Consider the following 23,326-nt stretch of genomic DNA (forward strand, 5'->3'; position numbering starts at 1 on the left):
GGCATTTCCATTTCTCCCTCAAGCGGCCGGCGCGGAGGCGGGCACCTGCGGCACTGCCTGCCGCCGGGTTTCGCGCCGTGTTTCGAATAAGCGCCTGGCCGCGAGGAGCAGCCCGAGCACCGCGAAGCCCCCGGGGGGCAGGATCATCAGCAGCGCGCCGTCGTATTCCGGAACTCGCATCTCGAGAAACGCGAAGCCCGGCCCGAGCAGCAGGCTCGCCTGCGCGAACAGCGTGCCGGAGCCGAGGAGTTCTCGGATCAGTCCGATCACGGTCAGCGCGAGCGTGAAGCCGAGCCCGGTCGCCAGCCCGTCGAGCGCCGAGGCGGCGACGCCGTTCTTGCTCGCGAACGCTTCGGCGCGTCCGAGGATCGCGCAGTTGACGACGATCAGCGCGATGAAAAGGCCCAGGATCTTGTGCAGTTCGTGCGCCCACGCGTTCATCGCCATATCGACGATCGTCACGAGCGTCGCGATCAGCACGACGAAGACGGGGATGCGCACCTGCGAGCTGACGACGTTGCGGATCATCGACACGAGGGCGTTCGACACGACGAGCACCGCCGTCGTCGCCAGCCCCATCGCCAGCGCGTTTGTGCCGGTCGTCGTGACCGCCATCGTCGGGCACAGCGCGAGCATCTGCGAGAAGACGACGTTGTTCTCCCACAGGCCGTCCCTGACGATGCCTCCGATGTTCATGGTTTGTCTCCGAGAATGTCGCTGCGATGAGCGGCGAAGAAGTCGAGCCCGCCCTTGACCGCTTTGACGACCGCACGCGGCGTGATCGTCGCGCCGGCGAACGCGTCGAAGACGCCGCCGTCCTTGTTCACGCCCCACTTTGCGGGTGCCGGGTCGGCGAGCGACTTGCCCGCGAAGCCGTCGATCCAGCGCGACTTCGCGGTCTCGATCTTGTCGCCGAGGCCGGGCGTCTCGGTGTGCTTGAGGACACGCACGCCGAGCACCGTGCCGCGCGCGTCGACGGCCATCAGCACCGTCACGTCGCCAGCGTAGCCGCGCTCGGCAGTCTTGAATACCGCGCCGACCGGCATGCCCGCATGCTTCGCGAGATGCACCGTGACCTTGCCTTTCGGGCCGTCGAGCTCGACGACGTCGCGCAGTAGGTCGTTGTCGGCGAAACCGCGCGGCAGCACCTGAGCGAGCGTCAGGCGCATGTCTTTTTCTTCCGCGGCGGCGATCGGCACTTTCGTCGCGTCGAACGCCCACGCGAGCGCAGTGCCGGCGAGCAGCGCGATCGCGCCGAGCAGCACGGGCTGGTAGGGCAGCGTCTCGCGGAGCGCGTCGAACGCCGGAGCGCGTTCCGTCCCGCTCACTTCACACCTCGCTGCGCGGCCGCATCGATCGGGGCGCCGCGGTAAGTCCTGCCGAGGATGCGCGGCCGGCAGTAGCGGTCGATTACCGGCGTCAGCGCGTTCAGCAGCAGCACGGCGAACGCCATGCCTTCCGGATAGCCCCCCCAGCTGCGGATGATCCACGTCAGGAGCCCGATGCCGAAGCCGAAGACGAGCTGCCCGAAAGCGGTGTTCGGCGACGTCACGTAGTCGGTGGAGATGAAAAACGCGCCGAGGATCGCCGCGCCCGACAGCAGATGGGCGGAGGCCGGCAGGTAATGCGCCGGATCGAGCGCGTGGCCGATTGCCGCAGGGATCGCGAGTCCGGCCAGCACGGCGAGCGGAATATGCCAGCGGATGACGCCGGTTGCGAGCAAGTACAGACCGCCGGCGAGAAGGAAGATCGCGCCCGTTTCGCCGAGGCTGCCGGCGCGCGAACCGACCCACGAGAATAGCGGATCGGTCGCCGCGCCGATCGCGTGCAGCACGTCGACGCCGCGAGAGAGTTCCGTCTTCGCGTGGCCGAGCAGCGACGCCGACGCAATCGCGTCCGGAGCGGGCGGCGACGCGAGCGTGATCTGCAGCCCTTCGCCGAAGCCGGGGGCGCCGTCCGCCGTCATCGGCAGCGGCGCGACCCACTGGGTCATCACGACGGGGAACGACACCAGCAGCGCGACGCGCGCGACCATTGCCGGGTTGAAAAGATTCTGGCCGAGGCCGCCGAACAGCTGCTTGCCGATCGCGATCGCGATGAAGCCGCCGAGCGCGCCGATCCACGCTGGTGCCCACGGCGGCAGCGACAGCGCGAGGAGCCAGCCGGTAAGGACGGCGGAGCCGTCGCCGAGGCTGCTCTCGACGCGCATCAGGCGCTGGCAGACGAGCTCGGTCAGCACGCACGCGCCGACCGTGATGACGAAAAGATGCACGGCCGGCCAGCCGAAAAGCCAGAAGCCGAACAGCGTCGCCGGCAGCAGCGCAAGCTGCACGTGGCGCATCGTCCGCGCGATCGACGCTCCGCCATGCGCGTGCGGCGAAGCGGGAGGTAGCGTGCTCATGCGGATTCTCCTGCCGGTGGTGCGGCGGCGCCGGCAGGCCGGGGCGCCGGCGCCGGTTGCGGGTCGGGCCCCGCTTTGCGCCGCGCGGCGGTCTCGGCCTTCTCGCGCGTCTCGCGTTCGAGCCGCTCGGCCCTTGCCTGCGCGAGCGTCTTCGTCGCTTCGTTGCGGAGCTTGTTGCGGTCCCGCGCGGCGAGCTCGCCTTTGGCGTGATGGAAATACTGCACCAGCGGGATGTGCGACGGGCAGTCGTACGCGCAGCAACCGCATGCGATGCAGTCCTTGAGGCCGAACTTCACCGCAGCGTCGAGATCGCCCGCCCGGATGCGGCGCGCGATCTCGAGCGGCAACAGGCCGACCGGGCACGCGCGCACGCAGGTGCTGCAGCGGATGCACGGGCCGGGCGTACGCAAGCCGACTTCGTCGGCATCGAGGACGAGGATGCCTCCCGTGCCCTTGATGACCGGCACGCGCAGCGAAGGCACTTGCATCCCCGTCATCGGACCGCCCATTAACAGGCGCGCCGGTGCCCCGCGATCCGCGCGCAGGCCGCCGCAGAACTCGAGGACTTCGTCGGCGAGCGTCCCGATCAGCACTTCGACGTTGCCGGGCTCGCGCACGCACGCGCCATTGACGGTCACGAGCCGCGACACCAGCGGCCGGCCGAAACGCACTGCGTCGCGCACGGCGACCGCGGTGGCGACGTTGTGCACGACGACGCCGACGTCCGCCGGGCGGCCCTGCGCCGGCACTTCGAGCCCGGTGAGCGCGAGGACGAGGTGTTTCTCCGACCCCATCGGGTAGCGCGTCGGGACCGGTTCGACCCGGATTTTAGGGTGTCCGGCCGCGGCGGCGCGCATCGCGGCGATCGCTTCGGGCTTGTTGTCCTCGATGCCGATGCGCGCTTCGCGCGCGCCGGCCGCGTGCAACATGATCGCGATGCCATCGACGGCTTCTTCCGCGCGGTCGCGCATCAGCCGGTCGTCGCACGACAGGAATGGCTCGCACTCGCCGCCGTTGATGATCAGCAGGTCGACGTTCGCGTCGCGCCCGCCGCTGAGCTTGACCGCCGACGGAAACGCCGCGCCGCCAAGACCGACGACGCCGGCTGCCGAAACGCGCCGGCCGATCTCGGCCGGCTCGAGCGCGAACGGGTCGGCGCACGCCGTCAGCGTCGTCCACTCGTCCCGGCCGTCGCTGTCGATCGTGATCGCCGCGACCGGCAGCCCCGACGGGTGCGGCGCGACGATGTCGCCGATCGCGACGATTCGCCCGGAGGTGGGCGCATGGATCGCAGCGGAGATCGCGCCCTGCGGCGCGGCGATCCGCTGTCCCTTCTGAACGGTGTCGCCGACGGCGACGGCAGCGTGCGCGGGCGCGCCGACGTGCTGCAAGAGCGGCACGTAGAGCCGCTCGGGCAGCGGCATTTTGCGCACCAGCGCGTCCGCCGCCGGCCGCTTGTGGTCTTCGGGGTGGATGCCGCGGCTGAATTTGCGCGTGCGCAGGAAGCGGTCGATGAAGCCCATTTCGTTTCCTCAGGCGCAAGCCGCAGGCTTCGGCCAGACCCACTGCTGCAGCGTGACCGGCAACGGCTGCATCGCCATCGCCTCGGTCGGGCAGCGCTCGATGCAACTGCCGCAACCGGTGCAGGCATCGCGCAGCACATTGTGGATCTGCTTGGGTCCGCCGAGGATCGCGTCAGTCGGGCAGACCTTGATGCAGCGCGTGCAGCCGATGCAGATATCTTCCCTGATGCCGGCGACTTTCGGGCCTTCGTCACGCAGGCCGGCGAGGTCGACGGCGATGCCGAGCCGCGCGGCGATCGTTTCGGCAAGCGCCCGCCCGCCTGGCGGGCAGCAGGCCGGGGACGCAGTGCCCGCAGCGATTGCCGCTGCCGCCCCGGCGCAACCGGGGAAACCGCACTGGCCGCAGTTCGAGCCCGGCATCATCGCTTCGAGTTCGGTGACGACCGGATTCGCCTCGACGGCGAAAAAGCGGCTGGCGAGACCGAGCATGACGCCGAGCGCGGCGCCGAGAAGAGTCAGACTGACGACGGCGAAAAGCACCTGTTTCCCCTCCTTAAGCGGCGACCAGCCCGGACAGCCCCATGAAGGCGAGGCTGAGCAGGCTGATCGTGATGAATGCGGCCGGTGCGCCGGCGAAAGCGGCCGGGACGGACGCGAGCGCGAGGCGTTCGCGCAGGCCGGCGAAGATCAGCAGCACGAGCGTGAAGCCGAGCGCCGAGCCGAAGCCGAACAGCACGCTCTTGAAGAAGCCGTAGCCCTGCTGCACGTTGAGCAGCGCGACACCCAGCACTGCGCAGTTCGTCGTGATCAGCGGCAAGTAAATGCCGAGGCTCTGGTACAGCGCCGGGCTCGTCTTGCGGATCGCCATTTCGGTGAATTGCACGGCCGCCGCGATGACCAGGATGAAACTCAGGATGCGCAGGAAGCCGAGGTCGAACGGCGCCAGCAGCCAGTGCTCGAGCATCCAGCTCGCGGCTGCCGCGAGCGTGATGACGAAAGTCGTCGCCAGCCCCATGCCGAGGGCCGCATCCATGCTTTTCGACACGCCCATCGCCGGACACAGGCCGAGGAATTTGACCAGCACGACGTTGTTGACGAGAGCGGTCGACAGCAGCAGGAGCGCATATTCGTGCATCGCGTGCTCCCGCTCAGGCCGGATTGCGGGAAAAGTCGGGGCCCGCGTGGCGCAGGAAGCGCGGCACCGTGCTGCCGCTTGTGGCGAGTCGCGACGCGAGGCGGCGGGCGATCGCGAGGCCGAGCAGGAGGCCGCTTGCCATCGCGCCGAAAGTGAGCACGTCGCTGCCGCCTGCAAACTCGGCGGTCGCGCCGGCGCCCAGCATGATCGCGAGCGGCAGCGCATAGGCGGTCAACGCAGCCGTCGCGAGCGCGTCCTCGCCGACGCCGACGACGACGCGGTCGCCGACTTCGAGGCCCGGCCCGTCGGCGCCCGTGTCGACCGGAAAACGGCGCGCCGCCATCCGGCGCGAGAAAGTGCCGGCGCCGCTGGCGAGGGCGAATGTCGCCGAACCGCAGCTCCGCGCGGCCGCGCAGCTGCCGCACCCGGAGCTCGGCTCCGGCTCGAGCCACGCGACGGCGCCGGTGATCCCGACGACGCGCGCAGTGCCTTCGAGCAGCGGCGCGCCGCTGCGGGCGATGCCGTCATGTTCCCGCGCATTCATGTTGACCGAGCCTCCTTCGTCGAGATGATGTCGTTGCCGCTGTGACGGATCGAAACCGGGTCTTTTCCCGCGGTCGTCGTCCTGCGCACGGCAGCGCAGCAAAAAGATTGACATCAAACAATCAGCGGCGCAAACGATACATAAAACCAAGGACAAAAGTCAATGGGTGTAACGCAAGGCGCGCGTTCGGGACGTCGCTTTTTTTCCCGATTCCGGGCTCCCTGCGATCACTGATCCTGACAAAAACGGCAGCCGGAGCAGAGACGGTGTCCTATAGTTGCTGTCCGAATCCGGCGGCCGGACGTTCGCGCGGGCAGGATATTGGCCGCGGAGCACTCGCGGGTGCGGGAATCTGACCGAGGAGACTTCGACATGATGCTGTCCCGCCTCACGCTTGGCGTCGCGATCCTCGCCGCCGTGATGCTGTTCCTATCCGGCTCGGGCACGCGCTTCGGGTTGTGGCCGTTTCCGACCGGATTCATGCTGCTGAAATGGGCCGCGTATTTCGGCGTGGGGGCGGCCGCGGTTGCGCTCGTCGGCCTGATCGTGCCGAAGCTGCGCGCCGGACACGGGCGCAGCTTCGCCGCGGCGCTCGCGCTCGGCCTCGCCGTCGCGGCCGTGCCGGTGTACTGGATGCAGGCGGCCGGCCAAGTGCCGCGGATTCACGACATCAGCACCGACCTCGACAATCCGCCGGCTTTCGTCGCGGTACTGGCGCAGCGGGGCGACGCGTCGAATCCGCCCGAGCATGGCGGCCCGGCGGTTGCCGAAGCGCAGCGCCGCGCCTATCCGGACATCCGCCCGCTGGTGCTGCCGCTGCCGCCCGCGGACGCTTTCGCGCACGCGTTGCGGGCGGCGCGCGCGATGGGTTGGGAGATCGTCGCGCAGGATGCTGCCGCGGGACGGATCGAAGCGACGGCGACGACACTGTGGTTCGGCTTCAGGGACGATGTCGTCGTGCGCGTCGCATCGATAGAGGGCGGCAGCCGCATCGACGTCCGCTCGGCGTCACGCGTCGGCGTCAGCGACGTCGGCGCCAACGCGAAGCGCATCCGGGCTTATCTGGCGAGGCTCGCGGACTCCGCCGATTGACGTTCAGCAGCCGGAGAGGCATTTCGCGTCGGCGTCGAACGTCATCGTCCGGCCGCTCAGCGGCACGCGCATCGGCGCCGTCAGGGCCTTGCCGAACTGCGCGGTGCGCGTCTCGGGCAGCAACTGGCCATCGCGCGTCGCCGCCTCGTTCGCATGCGACGCGATCACCGCGTTCGGCTTGACCATTTCGTTGATGACGTGAGCCGCTTCGGCCGGGCCCGCCGTGAAAGTGCCGCCGATGTTGATCACTGCGAGCTTCGCATCGTAGAAGCGCCGCACGACGAGATCCTGCTCGGCGGTCACGCCGGTGTCGCCGGACAGGTACGCGACGAGGCCGTTCGAGAACTTCAGCACGTAGCCGCCGGGCGGGCCGACGTAAGCGGTCAGTCCGGCGGCTTTCAGCGCTTCGGCGTGGCCGTCGTCGAGAAACGCCGGGTCGAGGCCGTTGCTGTGGACCGCGGGCACGCTGGCGATGGTGACGCCGCCGACTTTTGCGCTGCCGCCGAAGCGCAGCAGCTGGACCTGTTTCGGGTCGCCGCCCGCCGCCTTGACACGGGCGGCGAGAAAGCCGTGCATCTCGCCGCCGACGATCAGTTTCGCTTTCTTGCCGACGGCGATGTTCACGGTGTTGGAATTCGGCGTCACCTTCACCGAAGCATCCGGTTTGCCGCATTCCCCCGCGTTCGCCGCCGGCGTGTGCGCGTCGCCGAGATGATCACCATGCACGTGCGTCAGCAGCACCGCGTCGATCTGGCCGAGCCGCGGGTCGTCCGCGCCGCGCACCGTGCGTCCGGCGTCATAGAGAATACGAGTGCCGTCAGGGTCCTCGAACACCATCGCGCGGTCGAACGCGCAGAATTCCCCGTCGTGGCTTCCGAGCGGAGTGATCCTGACGGTTGCGTCAGGCGCAGCCGGCGTCGCCGCAGTGGCCGGCGGGGTTGCGATCGCTGCGAACGCGAGCGCGAAAGCTGTCGTTTTCATTCTTTTCCCTCCGTGGACGGCGGGCAGCGCGATTCCGCACGATGATGCGCCTTCAACGCCGGAAAACTTTCCCGAAGCTTAGACCACCGGTCGGCATCCGGCCTGTGAGGGCCGGGGCAAGCGCGAGCGGCGCGGAGGCACCGCAGCCTTCGGCGCGCAGCGGGGATGAAACAAAGGCTTGCGGGCATTCGCGGCGATCGTGGTTATCGTTGGGCATCCCGGCAGGGTGCAACGCAATTCGCCGGTGTCGCCATCACAGGGAGAAATCGCGGATGAGAGCACGAAAATCCGCCTGGGTCGGCGTGTGGTTCGATCTCGCCCGGACGACCGCCCGCGCGTCGGGAAAGATCAACCGGGCGGCCGGCAAGGCGACGGCGAAGCGCGCCGGACCGGCGCTGCGCAAAGCCGCGACGCAGCTCTTGACCGGCGTCGCGACACCGACGCCCCCTCCCGCGACGCGCGGCGGCGGGCGTTGGGAAGTCGGCCGCTGGGGCCTCGGGCCGATGGCGATGCGCCGCTACCGCCTGTACCTGCCGCCGGGTGTCCGCCGGCCGCTGCCGCTGGTCGTGCTGTTGCACGGCTGTGGCCAGGATTCGGCGAGTTTCGCGGCGACGACGCGCGCCGCGGCGAATGCCCGCGCTGGAGGCTATGCCGTGCTGTTGCCGGAACAGGCCTCCGAGGCGAACCCGAACCGCTGCTGGAACTGGTTCGGGCGCGAGCCGGTCGTCGCGACCGAAGCCGCGATCCTGAAAGCCATCGTCGATCACGTCTGCGACGCCCATCGGTTGCGGACCGACCGAGTGTTCGCACTCGGCCTGTCGGCAGGAGGCGCGATGGCGCTGACGCTCGCGCTGCGCTATCCGGGGCTGTTCGCCGCCGTCGGCACGCACTCGGGCGCCGTGCCGCACAGCGCATCGTCGGCGCTGCAGGCCGGGCACGCGATGCGCGGCCGGCGCTCGCCCGAACTCGCCGGGCTGCGCCAGCGGCTCGGCGGGCGCCGGCTGCCGCCGCTGATCGTGATCCACGGCGAAGCCGACCGCAGCGTCGCATGGGCGAACGCCGAAGAATCGGTCGCGCTTTGGCTCGGACTGATGGCGCCGGTCGTCGCGTCGGCGGGAATATCCCGGGCCGCGCGGCGCGGTGCGCGCTATCCGTATGCCGTGACCGATTGGAAGCGTGACCGCCGCGCGTACGTGCGGATGATCCGCGTCGCCGGGCTCGGCCATGCGTGGAGCGGCGGGGCAGCGAAGCAGGCTTTTTCAGATCCGCGCGGACCTGACGCATTGAAGCTTTTCTGGCGCTTCTTCGACGCGTGTGTCGAGTGACGCAGTGGCGGATGCAATTCGGCGGCTGGCTCGGGCGAGCGGGCTAAGGAGCGCGGTGTTCTTCGCGCCGCCGCGACGGGTCGTTCGCTGCGGCGCCGTGTTCGCGGTGGTACACCGGCGTCACGCTCACGACGCCGGGGATTTCCCGTATCCAGCCGACCAGTTCCAGAGTGTCGGAAAAACGCGTGCAGTCGCTGATCACGGCGAGCTTGCCCGCCGGGTTGATCGTGCAGATATCGAGCTCGGGCACTGCCGCGATTGCCCGGGCGACCTCCGCGGTGCGTGCGGGTTCGGTCTCGACGAGAATGCCTGGGACATGCGCTGGACAATCGTCGGCAACCAGCGGCGAAGAACCCTCGGCCGCGGAGCCGTATCGTGCGCCGAAGCTCCTGAAGAGGAAGTGGAGCGCGACCGGCAACAGCGCGAGCGCCGGGTTGACAGCGATGCCGAGAAAAACACCTGCCAGCGCGAGAAGAATCAGGCGCGGAAGCTGGTGGGGCTTCTTCCATTGGGAACTCGATCGTGCATCCATTGCCATCGCTCCAGAACAAGGCTTGCTGCACAGAAACGGGAGGCGACGATGTTCCGTCTGCATGCCTGCGGTCCGCGCGCCGGTTTCCGACGCTCCCAGTGCAGTCACGGGTTTGTCGTGGGCCAACGCGGCCCTCCTGCGGGAAGCCATGTGAAGGATACAGCTTAATGGGTATTCGATAGGCCTAACAACCGGTAGATTCATCCAATGGATGCGGCCGGAACAACGCGGCCGGAGAATTCGTGTGCTGCTGTCACGGGGCTGAGGGCGAGGGCGGGCTGCCGGCACTTTCCCGGTCCACTGATGCTTCGATCGGTACTCGCGCGCAGAATTCCTCAGTCTGCCCTTTCGTCAGGGATCTCCGCGCCCCCGCTGTGCAGGCGCAGGATTCAGGAGCCGGCAGGATCGACCCGCGCGCCTTTTTCGACCAGCAGCGCGCGAAGAATGGAGCGATGGCAGTGCGATTCGTCGGCGCAATAGCAGCCGAGGGAAAAGTTCGCACTGTGCGACAGCGCCGCAAGCACGTCGAGCGAGCGGCTGTTCTCGGGCGTCGCCATTTCGGCGCGGTAGTGCTTCGCGAAAGCGTGCCAGTCGGCGGGCGTGGCGGCATGTTGCGCCATTTTCATCGTCGCCACGCTCGGCGCGAGGTTCGGATACCAGACGTCGTACCAGTCGCGCGACGCGAACTCGGTTTTCGGCACGCCGCGCGGAGGGCGGCGTACGGTCCCGATGCGCACCCCTTCATCTGCGGCCCGGGGCGTGCCGAGCCGCACGATACGAACGACCATCGCTGCCTCCTCGTGTGTTGCCGGGGAATGGCGCCGGCGGGGGCGGGCGCCGCCCGCGGCGAGCTTCATCGTTCCTTATAGACGAGCCTGACTTCGTCGGCACCATGCACCCGTTCGAGGCGGCGCACCGTGAAGTGGCCGCGGGCCATGTCCTGGAAGTGGTCGATGAACAAGGTGTTGATCACCGCTCCGCCGAGCGCGCCGACGACCGGCACGGCCTGTGCCGCGACTTTCTGCGACACGGTGATCGAAAAGCGCGACGCGATCTGGGTGATGAGCTGCACGATCGCCGGCGCGCCGCGGGAGATCGCGCCCTGCTGTGCGGCGTATCGCGCCGCTTCGGAGACCGCTTTCGCCATTGCCGCGCGCGCCGCGAAGTATCCCGTCTCCGCCGCGTCGTCATGACCGGATTTCCCTCCCAGCGCGAGCACCTGGACGCACTGCAGGCGCGCTTCGGCCGACCCGAGGTCTTCGCCTTCGCTGCGCGCGATCTCGGCGATGGAGCGCAGCATGATCGTCGTCGACAGCGGTAGCTCGATCGCCAGCGCCGCGAGGCCGAGCGCGCCGCCCGCCGCGCCCGTCGTCCCGACTGCGAGCTTGTGCCAGCGGTTCGAGGTCGTCGACCGCGTCTCGGTGCGTTCGCGATCGAGCGTGCGCAGCGCGACGTCGAGCGCGGTCTCGATCGCCTTGCGCGTCGCGTTCATCACCGCCGCGTTCCAGCTCTTCGGCAGCATCCCGAAACCGCGCTCGATCGGCGAGCCGACGACGTCGCTGATGCGCGCGGCCAGCCCGGGATTCTCGAGCAGCGCGCGTGCGCGACGCAGGTCTTCGATGTCTGCGGCGGTCAGTCCCATGGATGGCTCCGGTATCGAAAGTCAGAGGTGGGGCGGCGAAGACAGGTTCCCTCGCGGACGCCGCGCGTTGCGCCGACCTGCGCGGCAGTTTATCTTCACAGGCTTTGCCCTTTCTTGATACGAGCCTGAGGATCCCGATGAAACCCGTGCAGTCCTCCCGTGCCGGCGCTGCGGACTGCCGCACATGAATGTGCAGCTCGAACTCGGACTGCGTGACGTGGCGGCGCTCGGCCAGGTGTTCACGCCTGAGCCGGTCGTGCAGGCGATGCTCGCGCTGCGGCGCAATCGCGGCCGCGTGCTCGAGCCGGCGTGCGGCGACGGCGCGTTCCTGCGCCACTTGCCCGGCGCGGTGGGCATCGAGTTCGACTGCGCGCATTGCCCGCCGGGCGCGCTGAACGTGGATTTTTTTGCCTATCCGGTCGCCGAGCGCTTCGACACGATCATCGGCAATCCGCCTTACGTACGCTTCCAGGACATTCCGCCGGCGACGCGACGACTGCTGCACACGGAACATTTCGACGGGCGCTCGAACCTGTACCTGTTCTTCATCGAGAAGTGCGTGCGTCATCTTGCGCCGGGCGGCGAGCTGATCTTCATCACGCCGCGCGACTTCCTCAAGGGGACGTCGGCGGTCAAGCTCAACCGGCTGCTGTTCGCCGCCGGCACGATCACCGACGCGATCGAACTCGGCGACGCGCGGGTGTTCGACGACGCGGTGCCGAACTGCCTGATCTGGCGCTTCGAGAAGGACCGCTTCGCGCGCGACATGCGCTACGCGCAGATCGGCGTCGCCGACCGGCTTGCCGCCGCACTCGCCGCGCCGCGCTGGCAGGCGCGCCACCTCGTCGAATGTGCCGGGCACCTGATGTTCGCGCGCGGCGACTATCCGCTGCGGCTGTCGGACGTCGCGTTCGTCAAGGTCGGTGCGGTTTCGGGCGCGGACGACCTATACGCCGGTGCGGCAGGCGCGAACCGGGATTTCGTCTGCTCGGCGACGGGCAGGACCGGCGAGACGCGCCGCATGCTGTGGATCGCGCCGGGCGATCCGCCGCCGCCGGCGCTGCTCGCGCACAAGGCGCGGCTGATCGCGCGCCGCGTCCAGCCTTTCGACGAGTCGAACTGGTGGCACTGGGGGCGCGGTTACCATCAGTCGGCGCAGCCGCGCGTGTACGTCAATGGCCGCACGCGCACGCCACGGCCGTTTTTCCTGCACGATTGCTGCCATTACGATGGCGCCGTGCTGGCGGTTTTTCCGCGCCGCGCGGACATCGATATCGCCGCTTTCCGCGCTGCGCTGAACGATGTGGACTGGGCCGATCTGGGTTTCGTCTGCGACGGCCGCTTCCTCTTTTCGCAGCGCAGCCTCGAAAATGCGCCGCTGCCGGAGCACTTCCGGGCCTTCGTCGCGGTCTGAGTGGCGTGGGAGCGTGCCACGCCGGCTGGTGTAATATTGGTTGCAATTCACTTGCCGCGGCACGTCCGCCCGCGCACTTTCCCGAGAAAAGCTCATGGTTCCTCATCTGACTACCGCGCTGACCGGCCCGCTTTTGGAACTGGAAAAGCGTTTCCTCGACCACGCGACGGAAATCGAGCGCTGGATGCGCGTGCAGTGGCAGGATCACCTGCCGCCGTTCTACGGCTCAACGGACCTGCGCAACTCCGGTTTCAAGCTCGCACCGGTGGACCTGAACCTGTTCCCCGGCGGCTTCAACAACCTCAACGACGCTTTCATGCCCCTGTGCGTGCAGGCGGCGCAGGCGGCGATCGAGCGCATCTGCCCCGATGCGCGGCAATTGCTGCTGATCCCGGAAAACCACACGCGCAACCAGTTCTACCTGCAGAACGTCGCCAAGCTGGTGTCGGTGCTGCAGCTCACCGGGCTAGACGTGCGCCTCGGCTCGCTGCTGCCCGAAATCACTGCGCCGACGACGCTCGAGCTGGCGAACGGCAGCACGCTGACGCTCGAACCGCTGGAACGGCACGGTGCGCGCCTCGGTCTCGCCGATTTCGAGCCGTGCGCGGTGCTGTTGAACAACGACCTGTCGGGCGGCGTGCCGCCAATCCTCAAGGGACTCGACGATCAGTGGCTGATTCCGCCGCTGCATGCGGGCTGGCACGTGCGCCGCAAGTCGATCCACGCGGCCGTCTATGACCGCGTCGCGCGCGATTTCGCTTCGGTCATCGGCATTGACCCATGGCGCATCAACCCCGAGTTCGGCGTGTGCAGCCAGATCGACTTCCACGAACGCACCGGCGAGGAACGCCTCGCCGACGAGGTCGACGCGCTGCTCACCCGCATCCGCGAGAAATACCGTGAATACGAAGTCACCGAGACGCCGTTCGTCGTCGTCAAGGCCGACGCCGGCACGTACGGCATGGGCGTCATGACGGTGCGGGACGCGTCCGAAGTGCGCGGCCTGAACCGCCGCCAGCGCAACAAGATGAGCGTCGTCAAGGAAGGCCTCGAGGTGCACGAGGTCATCATCCAGGAAGGCGTGCATACTTTCGAGACCGTCGACGACGCGGTCGCCGAGCCGGTCGTCTACATGATGGACCACTACGTCGTGGGCGGCTTCTACCGCGTGCACACCGAGCGCGCGCGCGACGAGAACCTCAACGCGCCGGGCATGCACTTCAAGCCGCTGGCGTTCGAGACCTGCTGCTCGCTGCCGGACTGCCGCCAAGGGCCGGATGCGGCGCCGAACCGCTTCTACGCGTACGGCGTCGTCGCCCGGCTCGCGCTGCTCGCCGCTTCGATCGAGATCGAGGAAACGATGCCGGCCGAAGCCGAACTGGCGGCGTGAATGAACCATTCTGATCGAATCCCGGGCGAGCGCCCGGCGCCTGAGCCGAAAGTGCAGCCGTCGCGCCCGCTGAATCTTGCCTTCATCCTCGACCCGCTGCACGGCCTCAAGGCCTACAAGGATTCGAGCATCGCGATGATGCGCGAAGCCGCGGCGCGCGGCCACCGCGTGTCCGCGATCCAGCGTGAGGCGCTGACGTGGCGCGAGGGCGTGGTCGCCGCGCGCAGCCACGCGATCCACACCCGGGCCGACGAGCGCGGCTGGTACGAAGCGGGCGACGAGGCGTCGCTGCCGCTCGCCGCGTTCGACGCCGTCGTGATGCGCCAGGACCCGCCGTTCGACTTCGAATACATCACCGCGTCGTGGCTGCTCGAACGCGCTGTCGCCGGCGGGGCGCGCGTGTTCAACGATCCGCGCGCGATCCGCGACCATTCGGAGAAGATCGCGATCACCGAATTCGCGCAGTTCACCGCGACGACACTCGTCGCGCGCGACGCTGCCGACATCGACGCGTTCATCGACGAGCTCGGCGACGTGATCCTCAAGCCGCTCGACGGCATGGGCGGCAGCCAGATCTTCCGCGTGACTGCATCCGATCCGAACCGCAACGTCATCGTCGAGACTCTGACGCACGAAGGCACGCGCACGATCATGGCGCAGCGCTATCTGCCCGCGATCGCCGACGGCGACAAGCGCGTGCTGATCATCGGCGGCGAAGTCGTGCCGTACGCGCTCGCGCGCATCCCGAAACCTGGCGAGACGCGCGGCAACCTCGCTGCGGGCGGGCGCGGCGTCGCGATGCCGCTGACCGGGCGCGAGCGCGAGATCGCGGAATTCCTCGCGCCGGTCCTGTGGCAGCGCGGCCTGATGGTCGTCGGCCTCGACGTCATCGGCGGCCACCTGACCGAGATCAACGTCACGAGCCCGACGTGCTTCGTCGAGATCGCCGCGCAGACCGGATTTTCGGTCGCCGGGCTGTTCGTCGACAAGCTCGAACAGGCCTGCGCCTGATGCGCGGGTGGCACAGGCTTGGCCGCCTCGGCGCGGCGTGGGTCGCGCTGTGGTGCGTCGCGCTCCTCGGGGCGTGCACGCAGCCGCAGCTTTTCCACCAGGAAGCCTATGTGTTCGGCACGCGCGTCGATCTCACCGTGTATGGCGAACCGCACGAAGTCGCGGCCGAGGCGATGGGCGCGGTGCTGCACGAGTTCGACCGCCTGCACCGCGCCTACCACGCGTGGCAGCCTTCGGAGCTGACGGCGCTGAACGAGGCCATTGCGCGCAGCGAGGCGGCCGTGGTGTCCGAGGAGCTCGCGGCGATGCTGACCGACGCGCAGCGGCTGTCCGCGGCGGGCGACGGGCTGTTCAACCCGGCGATGGGCGCGCTGATCGGCCTGTGGGGCTTCCACGCCGACGAATTCGCGCCGCGCCTGCCCGATCCGGCCGCGCTGCGCACGGTGATCGAAGCGCGACCGCGCATGTCGGACCTCGTTATCACCGGCAACCGCGTCGAGAGCCGCAATCCGGTTGTGCAGCTCGATCTGGGCGGTTACGCGAAAGGCTACGCGCTCGACCGCGCCGTCGCGATCCTGCGCGACAAGGGCATCGACAACGCGCTCGTCAATATCGGCGGCAACGTCATGGCGCTCGGCAAGAAAGGCGACACGCCGTGGCGCCTCGGGCTGCAGCATCCGCGTGAGCCCCAACCGCTCGCGACGCTGCCGCTGTACGACGGCGAAGCGATCGGGACGTCGGGCGACTACCAGCGCTATTTCGAACTCGAGGGGCGCCGTTATTCGCATCTGCTCGATCCGCGCACGGGCATGCCCGCGACCGGCAGCCAGTCGCTGACGGTGCTGGTCACGCCGCGCGAGGACGCGGGCACGCTGTCGGACGCGGCGAGCAAGCCCGCTTTCATCGCCGGCGACGACTGGCGCGAATACACGCGCCGCTACGACATCGATCACGCGCTGCGCGTCACCGCCGACGGCCGCATCGAAGTCACCCGCGCGCTGCGCGCCCGTCTCCAGTTCCCCTCCGGCACGCCCGGAGTCACTGTCGTCGAATAGGTTGATCATGCCTCCTCGTCCGCATCTCGATCGCTTTGCCATGGGACTGATGGTGCTGCTGTGCACCGTGTGGGGATTGCAGCAGGTCGCGATCAAGCTTGCCAATGCCGGCATTTCGCCGGTATGGCAGGCGGGGCTGCGCTCGCTCGGCGCGACGGCGCTGGTGTGGGGGTGGGCGAGCGCGCGCGGCGTGAAGCTGTGGTCGGCGGACGGCACGCTTGCGCCGGGCCTCGTCGCCGGTCTGCTGTTCGCCGGCGAGTTCGCACTGATCTTCTGGGCGCTCGAATTCACGACCGCTTCGCGCGGTGTGATTTTTCTGTACACGGCGCCGTTCTTCGTCGCGCTCGGCGCAGTGTGGCTGCTGCCGCACGAGCGGATGCGTCGCGCGCAGTGGGCCGGCATGGCGCTGGCGTTCCTCGGCGTGCTGACGCTGTTCGGCGAGAGCCTGCTGCTCGGATCCGGTCGCGCCTGGATCGGCGATCTGATGATGCTGCTCGCCGCGAGCATGTGGGCCGCGACCACGCTGACCGTCAAGGTCAGTCCGCTGATCCGCGTGCCGGCCGAAAAGACGCTGCTGTATCAACTTGGCATCTCGGCGCTGGTGCTGCCGCTGCTGTCGCTCGCGTTCGGCGAGCCGGGCGTGTTTGCGCCCACGACAGTGGTGTGGGCAAGCCTCGCATTCCAGACCGTCATCGTCGCCGCTGCGAGCTATGTCGCGTGGTTCTGGCTGATCAGCCAGTATCCGGCGACGCGGCTGTCGTCGTTCTCGTTCCTGACGCCGGTGATGGGCGTGCTCGCCGGCGGCATCCTGCTCGGCGAGGCGCTGACGCCGGCGGTGTTCGCCGCGCTCGCGCTCGTCGGCACCGGCATCTGGATCGCGAACCGCCCGTCTCCCGAAGCGGCGCCCGTGCGGGTGCGCTAAAGTCCATCATCTACAGGAACGGAGGGCCTTCCCATGCAGCGACCCCGCGTCGAGTTCTGGTACGAGTTCGCGAGTTCCTATTCGTATCTTTCGGTAATGCGCGTCGAAGCGCTCGCGGGCGCTGCCGGCGTCGATGTCGCGTGGCGGCCTTTCCTGCTCGGGCCGGTGTTCCTCTCCCTCGGCTGGAACGACTCGCCCTTCAACATCTACCCGCCGAAAGGCCGCTACATGTGGCGCGACCTCGCCCGGCTCGCAGAAAAATACGACCTGCCGTTCCGCGTGCCGAGCCGCTTTCCCCGCAACGGCCTGCTCGCGGCGCGCGTCGCGCTGCTAGGAGTCGAAGAGGGCTGGATCGCCCCGTTTTCGCGCGAGATCATGCGCGCGAACTTTGCCGAGGATCGCGAAATCGGCGACGAGGAAGTCGTGGAGGCGGTCCTGCGCGACCTGGGTCTGCCCGCCGGCGAACTGCTCGCAGCGGCTGTCGCCACCGACAACAAGCTCGCGCTGCGGCACCAGACCGAGGAGGCGACTGCGCTCGGTCTGTTCGGTGCACCGACGTTCCGCGTCGGCGACGAGCTTTTCTGGGGCAACGACCGGCTCGAAGACGCGCTCGACTGGGCGAACCGGCGGCCCGGCTGACGGAAAAGGTTATCTCCTGCGCGAGCGGGGGAGCCGGCGACGGGTAACCGAAGGCAAGCTGCCGGAGTTCGCCAGGCGGCTGTCAGTTGCCGGCCTTTTCCTTTTCTTTTTCCTGCTCGTGCTTGCGGATCCGCTCGTCGTAGCGCGCGCGGTCGCGCGCGGCGTCTTCGGCCCGTTTCGCGGCTTCCGCTTCGTCTTTGGCGCGTTCGCGCGCTTTTTCCGCGTCCTGCTCGCGTTGCCGCTCCCGAGCGGCATCGGCACTGCGTGCAGCCTGCGCGTCGCGTTCCCGTCGCGTGGCTTCGGCGGCAGGATCGGGCGCGATCTGTGGGTCGGCGGACGGCGCGGCAGGGGGCGGCGCGACCGGTAGCGGCGCCTGTGCGTCGGACGACGGCGCTGGCGGCACGGTGCCCCGCAGCGCGGCCTGGCGCTGTTTTTCGGCGAGTTCGAGCCGGTTCGCCTCGGCTTCGATCGCGCGCGCCTTGCGGATCTTGTCGAGGCGCTGTTCCTTCGCCTGGGCGATACAGCGGTTGACGAGGAAACGTTCGTAGCACGCCGGTTCGGCGCGACGCAGCGCGTCATCGGCCTCTGCGCGCAGCGCACGGGCCTCGTCGCGCAGGCGCTCGGCGTGCTCGAGGTCGGCTTCGGCGGCGCCCGCGGCCGCAGCCGCGACGGCGAACAGCAGCGCCAGCAGGCGAGGGATCATCGGCATTCGGCAGCGGTCCATTGTGGGGATGCGTAGAATAACGCCTTTGCCCGAAGATGCGCTGACGTGATCCAGTTCCGCAACCTCCGCCTCGCCCGAGGCGCCAAAATCCTCGTCGATGCCGCCTCCTTGCAGATCCACCCCGGCTGGCGGGTCGGTCTGACCGGCGCGAACGGCACCGGCAAATCGAGCCTGTTCGCGCTGTTGCGCGGCGAATTGCACCAGGACCAGGGCGACCTCGACATCCCCGCCGGCTGGCAGATCGCGCACGTCGCGCAGGAAACCCCGGCGCTGGCGAAAGCCGCGATCGAGTACGTGCTCGACGGCGACGTCGAGCTGCGCACCATCGAGGCGCACCTCGCCGCGGCCGAAGCTGCGCACGACGGCGCGCATGAGAGTGCTCATCGCGAAGCCCATATTGGCGCTCATATTGGTGAACTCCACGCTCGCCTGCACGAGATCGGCGGCTACGCGGCGCCCGCCCGCGCCGCGGCGCTGCTCGACGGCCTCGGCTTCCTGCCGGGGGAGGCCGACCGCCCGGTGGCGGACTTATCCGGCGGCTGGCGCATGCGGCTGAACCTCGCGCAGGCGCTGATGTGCCGCTCCGACCTGCTGCTGCTCGACGAGCCGACGAACCACCTCGATCTCGACGCGGTGCTGTGGCTCGAGCAGTGGCTGCGCGACTACCGCGGCACGCTGGTGCTGATCTCGCACGACCGCGAGTTCCTCGACGCGTGCGTCACGCACATCGCGCACATCGAGTCGCAGCGCCTGACGCTGTATTCCGGCGGCTACTCCGACTTCGAGCGCCAGCGCGCCGAGCGCCTGTCGCAGCAGCAGTCGCTGTTCGACAAGCAGCAGCGCGAGATCGCGCACATCGAGGACTACATCCGCCGCTTTCGCGCGAAAGCGACGAAGGCACGCCAGGCGCAGAGCCGCATCAAGGCGCTCGAACGCATGGAGCGCATCGCCGCCGCGCATATCGACACGCCGTTCAGCTTCAGCTTCCGCGATGGCCCGCCGGCGCCCGATCCGCTCTTGCAGGTCGAGGACGGCGTGGTGCGCTATGGCGAGCGCACCGTGCTCGGCGGCATCCGCCTGACGCTGCGCCCGGGCGAGCGTGTCGGCCTGCTGGGGCGCAACGGCGCCGGCAAATCGACGCTGATCAAGCTGCTCGCCGGCCAGCTGCCGCTCGCCGCCGGCAGCCGCAGCGAAGGCAAGGGCCTCGCGATCGGCTACTTCGCGCAGCACCAGCTCGAAACGCTGCGCCCGGACGAGTCGCCGCTGCAGCATCTGACGCGCCTCGACCCGCGCGCGCGCGAACAGGAGCTGCGCGACTACCTCGGCGGCTTCGACTTCCGCGGGGACGGCGTTGGTGGCACTTCGACGCCGGCGACGACGCCGTGCGGCAGCTTCTCCGGCGGCGAGAAGTCGCGCCTCGCGCTGGCGCTGATGATCTGGCAGCGGCCGAACCTGATGCTGCTCGACGAGCCGACGAACCACCTCGACCTCGAAATGCGCCACGCGCTGACGCTCGCGCTGCAGGACTACGAAGGGGGCATGGTGCTGGTGTCGCACGACCGGGCGCTGCTGCGCGCGACCTGCGACCGCTTCCTGCTCGTCGACGATGGTCGCATCCAGCCGTTCGACGGCGACCTCGACGACTACCGCGACTGGCTTGCCGAGCGCCGCGCGCAGGCGAGCGAAGCGGCGAAATGCCCGGACCGCAGCGCCGACAAGGCGGCGCGCAAGGCAGACCGGGAACAGTCCGCAGCCGAGCGCCAGGCGCGCCTCGCCGCGCGGCGCCCGCTCGTCAAGGAACTCGAGCAACTCGAAAAGAAGCTCGCCGGTTGGCACGGCGAGAAGAAGCTCCTCGACGCGCGCCTCGCCGACCCGGCGCTCTACAGCGGCGCCGAAGCCGGCCAGCTGCAGACGCTGCTGAAGCGCCAGGCGGAACTCGCCGGCTGGGTCGACGACGCCGAACTGCGCTGGCTCGAAATCTCGGAGCAGCTCGAAGCGATGCAGGCCGACTGAGAGGGGGCGAAGAAATCGTCGCGCGCGGCGCCCCGCCGCCTCGCCGGCGGGCGGTTCAAGGTCGCGCGACGAGTCCTGATAGCTTTCCCGCAGTTCGCCTTCCCAGCCCGACAGCGCAAATGGCGCCCCTGTTCCCGCCCTACGCGGGCTGGTTTTCCCTTTCCACATCCGCGAGAAAATCCGCAGCCCTCAATTGCTCGGCCTGCTCGAGCCATACCGGGTAATGCGTGCGGAAATCGTCGGCGATCAGCGACAGCGGCACGTCGGCGTAGTGGCCGCGCTGGTGCACGTACTCCATGTGCTGATTGCCGCTGCGGTCGAACGGGTGATAAATCGAGTCGCTTCGGCCGTCGAATTCCAGCGGTAGCAACCCGAATCGCTCGCACAGCGCGAGGTTGAATGCCGGTGTGGCCTTGTACCACGACCCGTCGATGAGGATTTCAGTGTAGCCGTGCCACCGGTACAGGTCCTCTCCGAAAGTCTCGCGCATGCGTTCGGTGCTGAGGTGGTTGCGCACGTCGGCGTAACCCGGCCGCGCCGGAATTCCCGAAGCGCGGCACACCGCGGCCAGCAGCGTCGCTTTCGGCACGCACCAGCCGGCGCCGCTGGCGATGACGCTGCTCGCCTTCATCCCGGTTTCCGACAGGTCGATGCGATAGGGGTCGTAACGGAAGCCGTCGCGCACCGCATAGTACAGCGACACTGCGCGCTCGCGGACGTCGTTGCCGCGGCAGTGCGCGCGGGCGAAGGCGAGGACTTCGGGGTGGTCGCTGTCGATCAGTGCGGTCGGCGAAAGGTATGCATTATTCATCACGGTGCTCAATCCAGTGAAGCGAGGGGATACGGGAGAATAAAACGAAAAACCTGGTCTGTCCCCTGTTTCCCCGGATAGGCCTGTCCAAGCTCACATATCGCCCTTCGACAAGTTCAGGGCGACGGCTGTCCTTACTGGCGGAGTCGATACTGGCAGGATCGGGCAGGCGCCGCGTTTCGGCCGCCGTGAGTGCCGACCGACAATTTGTGCCACGTGGCGACAAACTTCAGGAGGCGGTCGGGGCGGTCGGGCGGTCCGCCGGACGTGGTAACTCGAGTCGAAGGGTGCCGATGGGAGGCAAGGCCGCTGGCAGGCGTCCCCGTCCAACGACCTGCCAGGGCTCGCTCTCGTACTATTCAATGACTGTCAACGTGTAGTGGATGAGAATGCCGGTGTATCCCATTCCACCGCTTGGGTCATCAAGAGGAGGGACTTCCGCTCCCCCTTCGCGTTGCTTGATCCTGCCGCCCACTATGTTCCTCGCGGCGTCTGCCGAGATTTCCTCGGCCGCAGGAAGGTCCTTTATCGTCACCGTCGCCATTGCAGTTCTCCTGAAAAAGTGGATGAAGAAGCCGGAGGGCCTTTCGAGCATGCATCGGTTGCGCTCGTCCTTTCCATAGCAAGGGTTACGCCAGTTCCGAGTCGCTTGTCTCTTGATCGATAAGTCGTTGAACTTTGAAATAAAAATCGAAAGCAGCTTCCGGGGTGATGGAGGCCGAAAGGCCAAGTGTCGGGTCATGTCGAACATCCTCCGCTGCCGAGTGTTCGTGCCATCCGCTGCCTGAATTGCTATTCGCCGACTCTGAGCGGGACGTCGGGGCGTTGGCAAGGCGCCCGGCGTCTGCCCGCACCGCCGCTTTGCGCATACAGTAGCGATTCGAACGCCCGTTCCGGGCCCGTCGTGGAGAATCGACATGGCGTCCATCCCGGTGCCGCTCGCACTGCCCGATCTCGTCGCCGCACGCGAACGCATCCGCGACGCGGTCGTTCGTACCGGCCAGTGGCAGAACGACGCGCTGTCCGACGAGCTCGGCATGCCGCTGCAACTGAAGCTCGAAAACATGCAGCGCACCGGCTCGTTCAAGCTGCGCGGCGCGACGCACAAGATCGGCCGCCTGCTGGAAGGCGGTGCCCAGCCGGCCGGCGTCGTCGCGGCATCGGCCGGCAACCACGCGCAGGGCGTTGCGCGCGCGGCTGCGCGGGTCGGCCTCGGTGCGGTCGTCGTGATGCCGGCGAACGCGCCGCTGACGAAGATCCAGGCGTGCCGCAAGCTTGGCGCCGACGTGCGCCTCGTTGGCGACACGCTCGAAGCCGCCAGCGACGAGGCGCGCCGGCTCGCCGACGGCGAAGGGCTGGCGCTGATCCCTCCGTACGACGACTGGGACGTGATCGCCGGCCAGGCGAGCTGCGGCCTGGAGATGCTCGAAGACGCGCCGGACATGACGGTCGCGATCGTGCCGCTCGGCGGCGGCGGGCTGATCTCCGGCGTCGCGCTGGCGCTGAAGCTGCAGAATCCGGCGATCCGCGTCATCGGCGTGCAGACCGACGCGGTCGCGCCGTGGCGCCATTTCCTGCGCGACGGCACGCTCGAAGCGGTGCCCGCGGGCGCCCACACGATTGCCGACGGCATCAAGGTGAAGCGCCCCGGGATGCTGACGCGGCAGGTGATCGCGCGCCACGTCGACGACATCGTCACCGTCGACGACAACGCGATCGCCGAGGCGATCGTCACGCTGCTCGAGCGCACGCGCACGATCGGCGAAGGCGCGGGCGTGGTCGGGCTCGCGGCGCTTTTGCAGCGCAAGGTCCACCTCGCGCCCGACGACCGCGCAGTGGTCGTGATTTCGGGCGGCAACGTCGATATGACACTCGTCGGCCGTTCGATCGACTACGGCCTCGCGTCCAGCGGGCGGCTGATGAGCGTCGCGGTGATGATTTCCGATGCGCCGGGCCAGTTGCTCGCGCTGCTGGCGGCGGTCGCCGGGCTCGGCATGAACGTGCGCCATGTCGAGCACCGCCGCGGCGAACTCCACGTCGCAGTCGGCATGACCGAAGTGATCCTGCAGATCGAGACGCGCGATGCGGAGCACCAGCACGCGCTGCTGACGCACTTCGCCGCCCAGGGCCTTGCGGTGCGCAACCTGCTCGCGGGCTGACGTCCGCAACCGG

At 68.5% G+C, this 23,326-nt stretch carries 24 protein-coding genes; 10 read left to right on the plus strand and 14 right to left on the minus strand.

Translation table 11 applies throughout. The annotated features are described in order from the left end of the window. Positions 1-18: 18 nt before the first annotated feature. Genes GO608_RS04090 through GO608_RS04120 form a run of 7 tightly spaced genes read right to left on the minus strand, consistent with a single transcriptional unit; the run spans position 19 to position 5,603 of the window. Positions 19-696: an electron transport complex subunit E gene (locus GO608_RS04090; protein ID WP_169199296.1), complete on the minus strand. Its 678-nt coding sequence runs from the start codon at positions 694-696 to the stop codon at positions 19-21. Next, entirely contained in the window at positions 693-1,328 is a 636-nt protein-coding gene (locus GO608_RS04095; RefSeq protein WP_169199295.1) for an RnfABCDGE type electron transport complex subunit G, read from the minus strand. The genes GO608_RS04090 and GO608_RS04095 overlap by 4 nt, the downstream gene beginning before the upstream one ends. Beyond that, positions 1,325-2,401, minus strand: coding sequence for an RnfABCDGE type electron transport complex subunit D (locus GO608_RS04100; protein ID WP_169199294.1), 1,077 nt, complete (start codon positions 2,399-2,401; stop codon positions 1,325-1,327). Before GO608_RS04100 ends, GO608_RS04095 begins: the two co-directional genes overlap by 4 nt. Next, positions 2,398-3,924, minus strand: coding sequence for an electron transport complex subunit RsxC (gene rsxC / locus GO608_RS04105; RefSeq protein WP_169199293.1), 1,527 nt, complete (start codon positions 3,922-3,924; stop codon positions 2,398-2,400). The genes GO608_RS04100 and rsxC overlap by 4 nt, the downstream gene beginning before the upstream one ends. Before the next feature lie 9 nt (positions 3,925-3,933). Then, positions 3,934-4,464, minus strand: coding sequence for an RnfABCDGE type electron transport complex subunit B (locus GO608_RS04110; RefSeq protein ID WP_169199292.1), 531 nt, complete (start codon positions 4,462-4,464; stop codon positions 3,934-3,936). A gap of 13 nt (positions 4,465-4,477) precedes the next feature. Beyond that, positions 4,478-5,059 carry an electron transport complex subunit RsxA gene (gene rsxA / locus GO608_RS04115; protein WP_169199291.1) on the minus strand — a complete coding sequence of 194 codons (582 nt, stop codon included), beginning with the start codon at positions 5,057-5,059 and terminating at the stop codon, positions 4,478-4,480. Positions 5,060-5,072: 13 nt separating this feature from the next. Beyond that, positions 5,073-5,603, minus strand: coding sequence for a SoxR reducing system RseC family protein (locus GO608_RS04120; RefSeq protein WP_169199290.1), 531 nt, complete (start codon positions 5,601-5,603; stop codon positions 5,073-5,075). A gap of 372 nt (positions 5,604-5,975) precedes the next feature. On the opposite strand from GO608_RS04120, the gene GO608_RS04125 reads away from it, so the two are divergent. Next, positions 5,976-6,695 (plus strand): DUF1499 domain-containing protein, encoded by a 720-nt coding sequence (locus GO608_RS04125; RefSeq protein WP_169199289.1) that lies wholly within the window; start codon positions 5,976-5,978, stop codon positions 6,693-6,695. 3 nt (positions 6,696-6,698) lie between these two features. On the opposite strand, the gene GO608_RS04130 is transcribed toward GO608_RS04125, so the two are convergent. Next, positions 6,699-7,676, minus strand: a complete 978-nt coding sequence (locus tag GO608_RS04130) for an MBL fold metallo-hydrolase (protein ID WP_169199288.1) — start codon at positions 7,674-7,676, stop codon at positions 6,699-6,701. A gap of 272 nt (positions 7,677-7,948) precedes the next feature. Between GO608_RS04130 and GO608_RS04135 the strand changes: the two genes are divergently transcribed. Continuing rightward, entirely contained in the window at positions 7,949-9,001 is a 1,053-nt protein-coding gene (locus GO608_RS04135; protein WP_169199287.1) for an extracellular catalytic domain type 1 short-chain-length polyhydroxyalkanoate depolymerase, read from the plus strand. Between the two features lie 43 nt (positions 9,002-9,044). Here the strand turns inward: GO608_RS04135 and GO608_RS04140 are convergent, their stop codons facing one another. The 3 genes from GO608_RS04140 to GO608_RS04150 form a co-directional block, all read right to left on the minus strand. Further along, positions 9,045-9,533 carry a chaperone NapD gene (locus tag GO608_RS04140; protein WP_169199286.1) on the minus strand — a complete coding sequence of 163 codons (489 nt, stop codon included), beginning with the start codon at positions 9,531-9,533 and terminating at the stop codon, positions 9,045-9,047. 389 nt (positions 9,534-9,922) lie between these two features. Next, the gene (locus GO608_RS04145) at positions 9,923-10,321 is read right to left on the minus strand and encodes a DUF488 domain-containing protein (RefSeq protein WP_169199285.1); all 399 of its coding nucleotides are present in this window, start codon (positions 10,319-10,321) and stop codon (positions 9,923-9,925) included. A gap of 65 nt (positions 10,322-10,386) precedes the next feature. Further along, on the minus strand, positions 10,387-11,175 hold the full coding sequence (locus GO608_RS04150; RefSeq protein ID WP_211159463.1) for an EcsC family protein: 789 nt from the start codon (positions 11,173-11,175) through the stop codon (positions 10,387-10,389). A gap of 184 nt (positions 11,176-11,359) precedes the next feature. On the opposite strand from GO608_RS04150, the gene GO608_RS04155 reads away from it, so the two are divergent. The 6 genes from GO608_RS04155 (at position 11,360) to GO608_RS04180 (ending at position 17,606) form a co-directional block, all read left to right on the plus strand. Beyond that, positions 11,360-12,589, plus strand: a complete 1,230-nt coding sequence (locus tag GO608_RS04155; protein ID WP_169199284.1) for an Eco57I restriction-modification methylase domain-containing protein — start codon at positions 11,360-11,362, stop codon at positions 12,587-12,589. Between the two features lie 94 nt (positions 12,590-12,683). Further along, a complete protein-coding gene (gene gshA, locus GO608_RS04160; protein ID WP_169199283.1) occupies positions 12,684-13,979 on the plus strand; it encodes a glutamate--cysteine ligase in 1,296 nt (431 codons plus the stop codon). Further along, positions 13,980-14,990, plus strand: coding sequence for a glutathione synthase (gene gshB, locus GO608_RS04165; RefSeq protein ID WP_169199282.1), 1,011 nt, complete (start codon positions 13,980-13,982; stop codon positions 14,988-14,990). Beyond that, positions 14,990-16,045 carry an FAD:protein FMN transferase gene (locus GO608_RS04170; RefSeq protein ID WP_211159462.1) on the plus strand — a complete coding sequence of 352 codons (1,056 nt, stop codon included), beginning with the start codon at positions 14,990-14,992 and terminating at the stop codon, positions 16,043-16,045. The genes gshB and GO608_RS04170 overlap by 1 nt, the downstream gene beginning before the upstream one ends. 7 nt (positions 16,046-16,052) lie before the next feature. Continuing rightward, positions 16,053-16,967 (plus strand): DMT family transporter, encoded by a 915-nt coding sequence (locus GO608_RS04175; RefSeq protein ID WP_169199281.1) that lies wholly within the window; start codon positions 16,053-16,055, stop codon positions 16,965-16,967. 33 nt (positions 16,968-17,000) lie between these two features. Continuing rightward, on the plus strand, positions 17,001-17,606 hold the full coding sequence (locus tag GO608_RS04180; RefSeq protein ID WP_011237276.1) for a 2-hydroxychromene-2-carboxylate isomerase: 606 nt from the start codon (positions 17,001-17,003) through the stop codon (positions 17,604-17,606). Between the two features lie 82 nt (positions 17,607-17,688). Here the strand turns inward: GO608_RS04180 and GO608_RS04185 are convergent, their stop codons facing one another. Continuing rightward, entirely contained in the window at positions 17,689-18,315 is a 627-nt protein-coding gene (locus GO608_RS04185; protein ID WP_247002851.1) for a hypothetical protein, read from the minus strand. A 60-nt stretch (positions 18,316-18,375) separates the two neighbouring features. Between GO608_RS04185 and GO608_RS04190 the strand changes: the two genes are divergently transcribed. Continuing rightward, on the plus strand, positions 18,376-20,343 hold the full coding sequence (locus GO608_RS04190; protein WP_169199279.1) for an ATP-binding cassette domain-containing protein: 1,968 nt from the start codon (positions 18,376-18,378) through the stop codon (positions 20,341-20,343). Positions 20,344-20,482: 139 nt separating this feature from the next. On the opposite strand, the gene GO608_RS04195 is transcribed toward GO608_RS04190, so the two are convergent. Both GO608_RS04195 and GO608_RS04200 read right to left on the minus strand, forming a co-directional pair. Then, positions 20,483-21,154 (minus strand): transglutaminase-like domain-containing protein, encoded by a 672-nt coding sequence (locus tag GO608_RS04195; RefSeq protein ID WP_169199278.1) that lies wholly within the window; start codon positions 21,152-21,154, stop codon positions 20,483-20,485. Positions 21,155-21,509: 355 nt separating this feature from the next. Continuing rightward, a complete protein-coding gene (locus GO608_RS04200) occupies positions 21,510-21,896 on the minus strand; it encodes a hypothetical protein (protein WP_247002853.1) in 387 nt (128 codons plus the stop codon). 175 nt (positions 21,897-22,071) lie between these two features. Between GO608_RS04200 and ilvA the strand changes: the two genes are divergently transcribed. Next, positions 22,072-23,313, plus strand: a complete 1,242-nt coding sequence (gene ilvA, locus GO608_RS04205; protein WP_169199276.1) for a threonine ammonia-lyase — start codon at positions 22,072-22,074, stop codon at positions 23,311-23,313. The last annotated feature ends 13 nt before the right edge of the window (positions 23,314-23,326 follow it).

It is taken from the genome of Aromatoleum buckelii (assembly GCF_012910785.2).
In the GTDB taxonomy this organism is placed as follows: Bacteria; Pseudomonadota; Gammaproteobacteria; order Burkholderiales; family Rhodocyclaceae; genus Aromatoleum; species Aromatoleum buckelii.

Coding starts and splice junctions, on each gene's coding strand:
- GO608_RS04185 (WP_247002851.1), bottom strand. CDS start 18,315: ATGCCGATGATCCCTCGCCTGCTGGCGCTGCTGTTCGCCGTCGCGGCT.
- GO608_RS04135 (WP_169199287.1), top strand. CDS start 7,949: ATGAGAGCACGAAAATCCGCCTGGGTCGGCGTGTGGTTCGATCTCGCC.
- GO608_RS04150 (WP_211159463.1), bottom strand. CDS start 11,175: ATGGGACTGACCGCCGCAGACATCGAAGACCTGCGTCGCGCACGCGCG.
- GO608_RS04090 (WP_169199296.1), bottom strand. CDS start 696: ATGAACATCGGAGGCATCGTCAGGGACGGCCTGTGGGAGAACAACGTC.
- GO608_RS04100 (WP_169199294.1), bottom strand. CDS start 2,401: ATGAGCACGCTACCTCCCGCTTCGCCGCACGCGCATGGCGGAGCGTCG.
- ilvA (WP_169199276.1), top strand. CDS start 22,072: ATGGCGTCCATCCCGGTGCCGCTCGCACTGCCCGATCTCGTCGCCGCA.
- gshB (WP_169199282.1), top strand. CDS start 13,980: ATGAACCATTCTGATCGAATCCCGGGCGAGCGCCCGGCGCCTGAGCCG.
- GO608_RS04130 (WP_169199288.1), bottom strand. CDS start 7,676: ATGAAAACGACAGCTTTCGCGCTCGCGTTCGCAGCGATCGCAACCCCG.
- GO608_RS04180 (WP_011237276.1), top strand. CDS start 17,001: ATGCAGCGACCCCGCGTCGAGTTCTGGTACGAGTTCGCGAGTTCCTAT.
- GO608_RS04120 (WP_169199290.1), bottom strand. CDS start 5,603: ATGAATGCGCGGGAACATGACGGCATCGCCCGCAGCGGCGCGCCGCTG.
- GO608_RS04170 (WP_211159462.1), top strand. CDS start 14,990: ATGCGCGGGTGGCACAGGCTTGGCCGCCTCGGCGCGGCGTGGGTCGCG.
- rsxA (WP_169199291.1), bottom strand. CDS start 5,059: ATGCACGAATATGCGCTCCTGCTGCTGTCGACCGCTCTCGTCAACAAC.
- gshA (WP_169199283.1), top strand. CDS start 12,684: ATGGTTCCTCATCTGACTACCGCGCTGACCGGCCCGCTTTTGGAACTG.
- GO608_RS04145 (WP_169199285.1), bottom strand. CDS start 10,321: ATGGTCGTTCGTATCGTGCGGCTCGGCACGCCCCGGGCCGCAGATGAA.
- GO608_RS04140 (WP_169199286.1), bottom strand. CDS start 9,533: ATGGATGCACGATCGAGTTCCCAATGGAAGAAGCCCCACCAGCTTCCG.
- GO608_RS04125 (WP_169199289.1), top strand. CDS start 5,976: ATGATGCTGTCCCGCCTCACGCTTGGCGTCGCGATCCTCGCCGCCGTG.
- GO608_RS04195 (WP_169199278.1), bottom strand. CDS start 21,154: ATGAATAATGCATACCTTTCGCCGACCGCACTGATCGACAGCGACCAC.
- GO608_RS04200 (WP_247002853.1), bottom strand. CDS start 21,896: ATGACCCGACACTTGGCCTTTCGGCCTCCATCACCCCGGAAGCTGCTT.
- GO608_RS04155 (WP_169199284.1), top strand. CDS start 11,360: ATGAATGTGCAGCTCGAACTCGGACTGCGTGACGTGGCGGCGCTCGGC.
- rsxC (WP_169199293.1), bottom strand. CDS start 3,924: ATGGGCTTCATCGACCGCTTCCTGCGCACGCGCAAATTCAGCCGCGGC.
- GO608_RS04175 (WP_169199281.1), top strand. CDS start 16,053: ATGCCTCCTCGTCCGCATCTCGATCGCTTTGCCATGGGACTGATGGTG.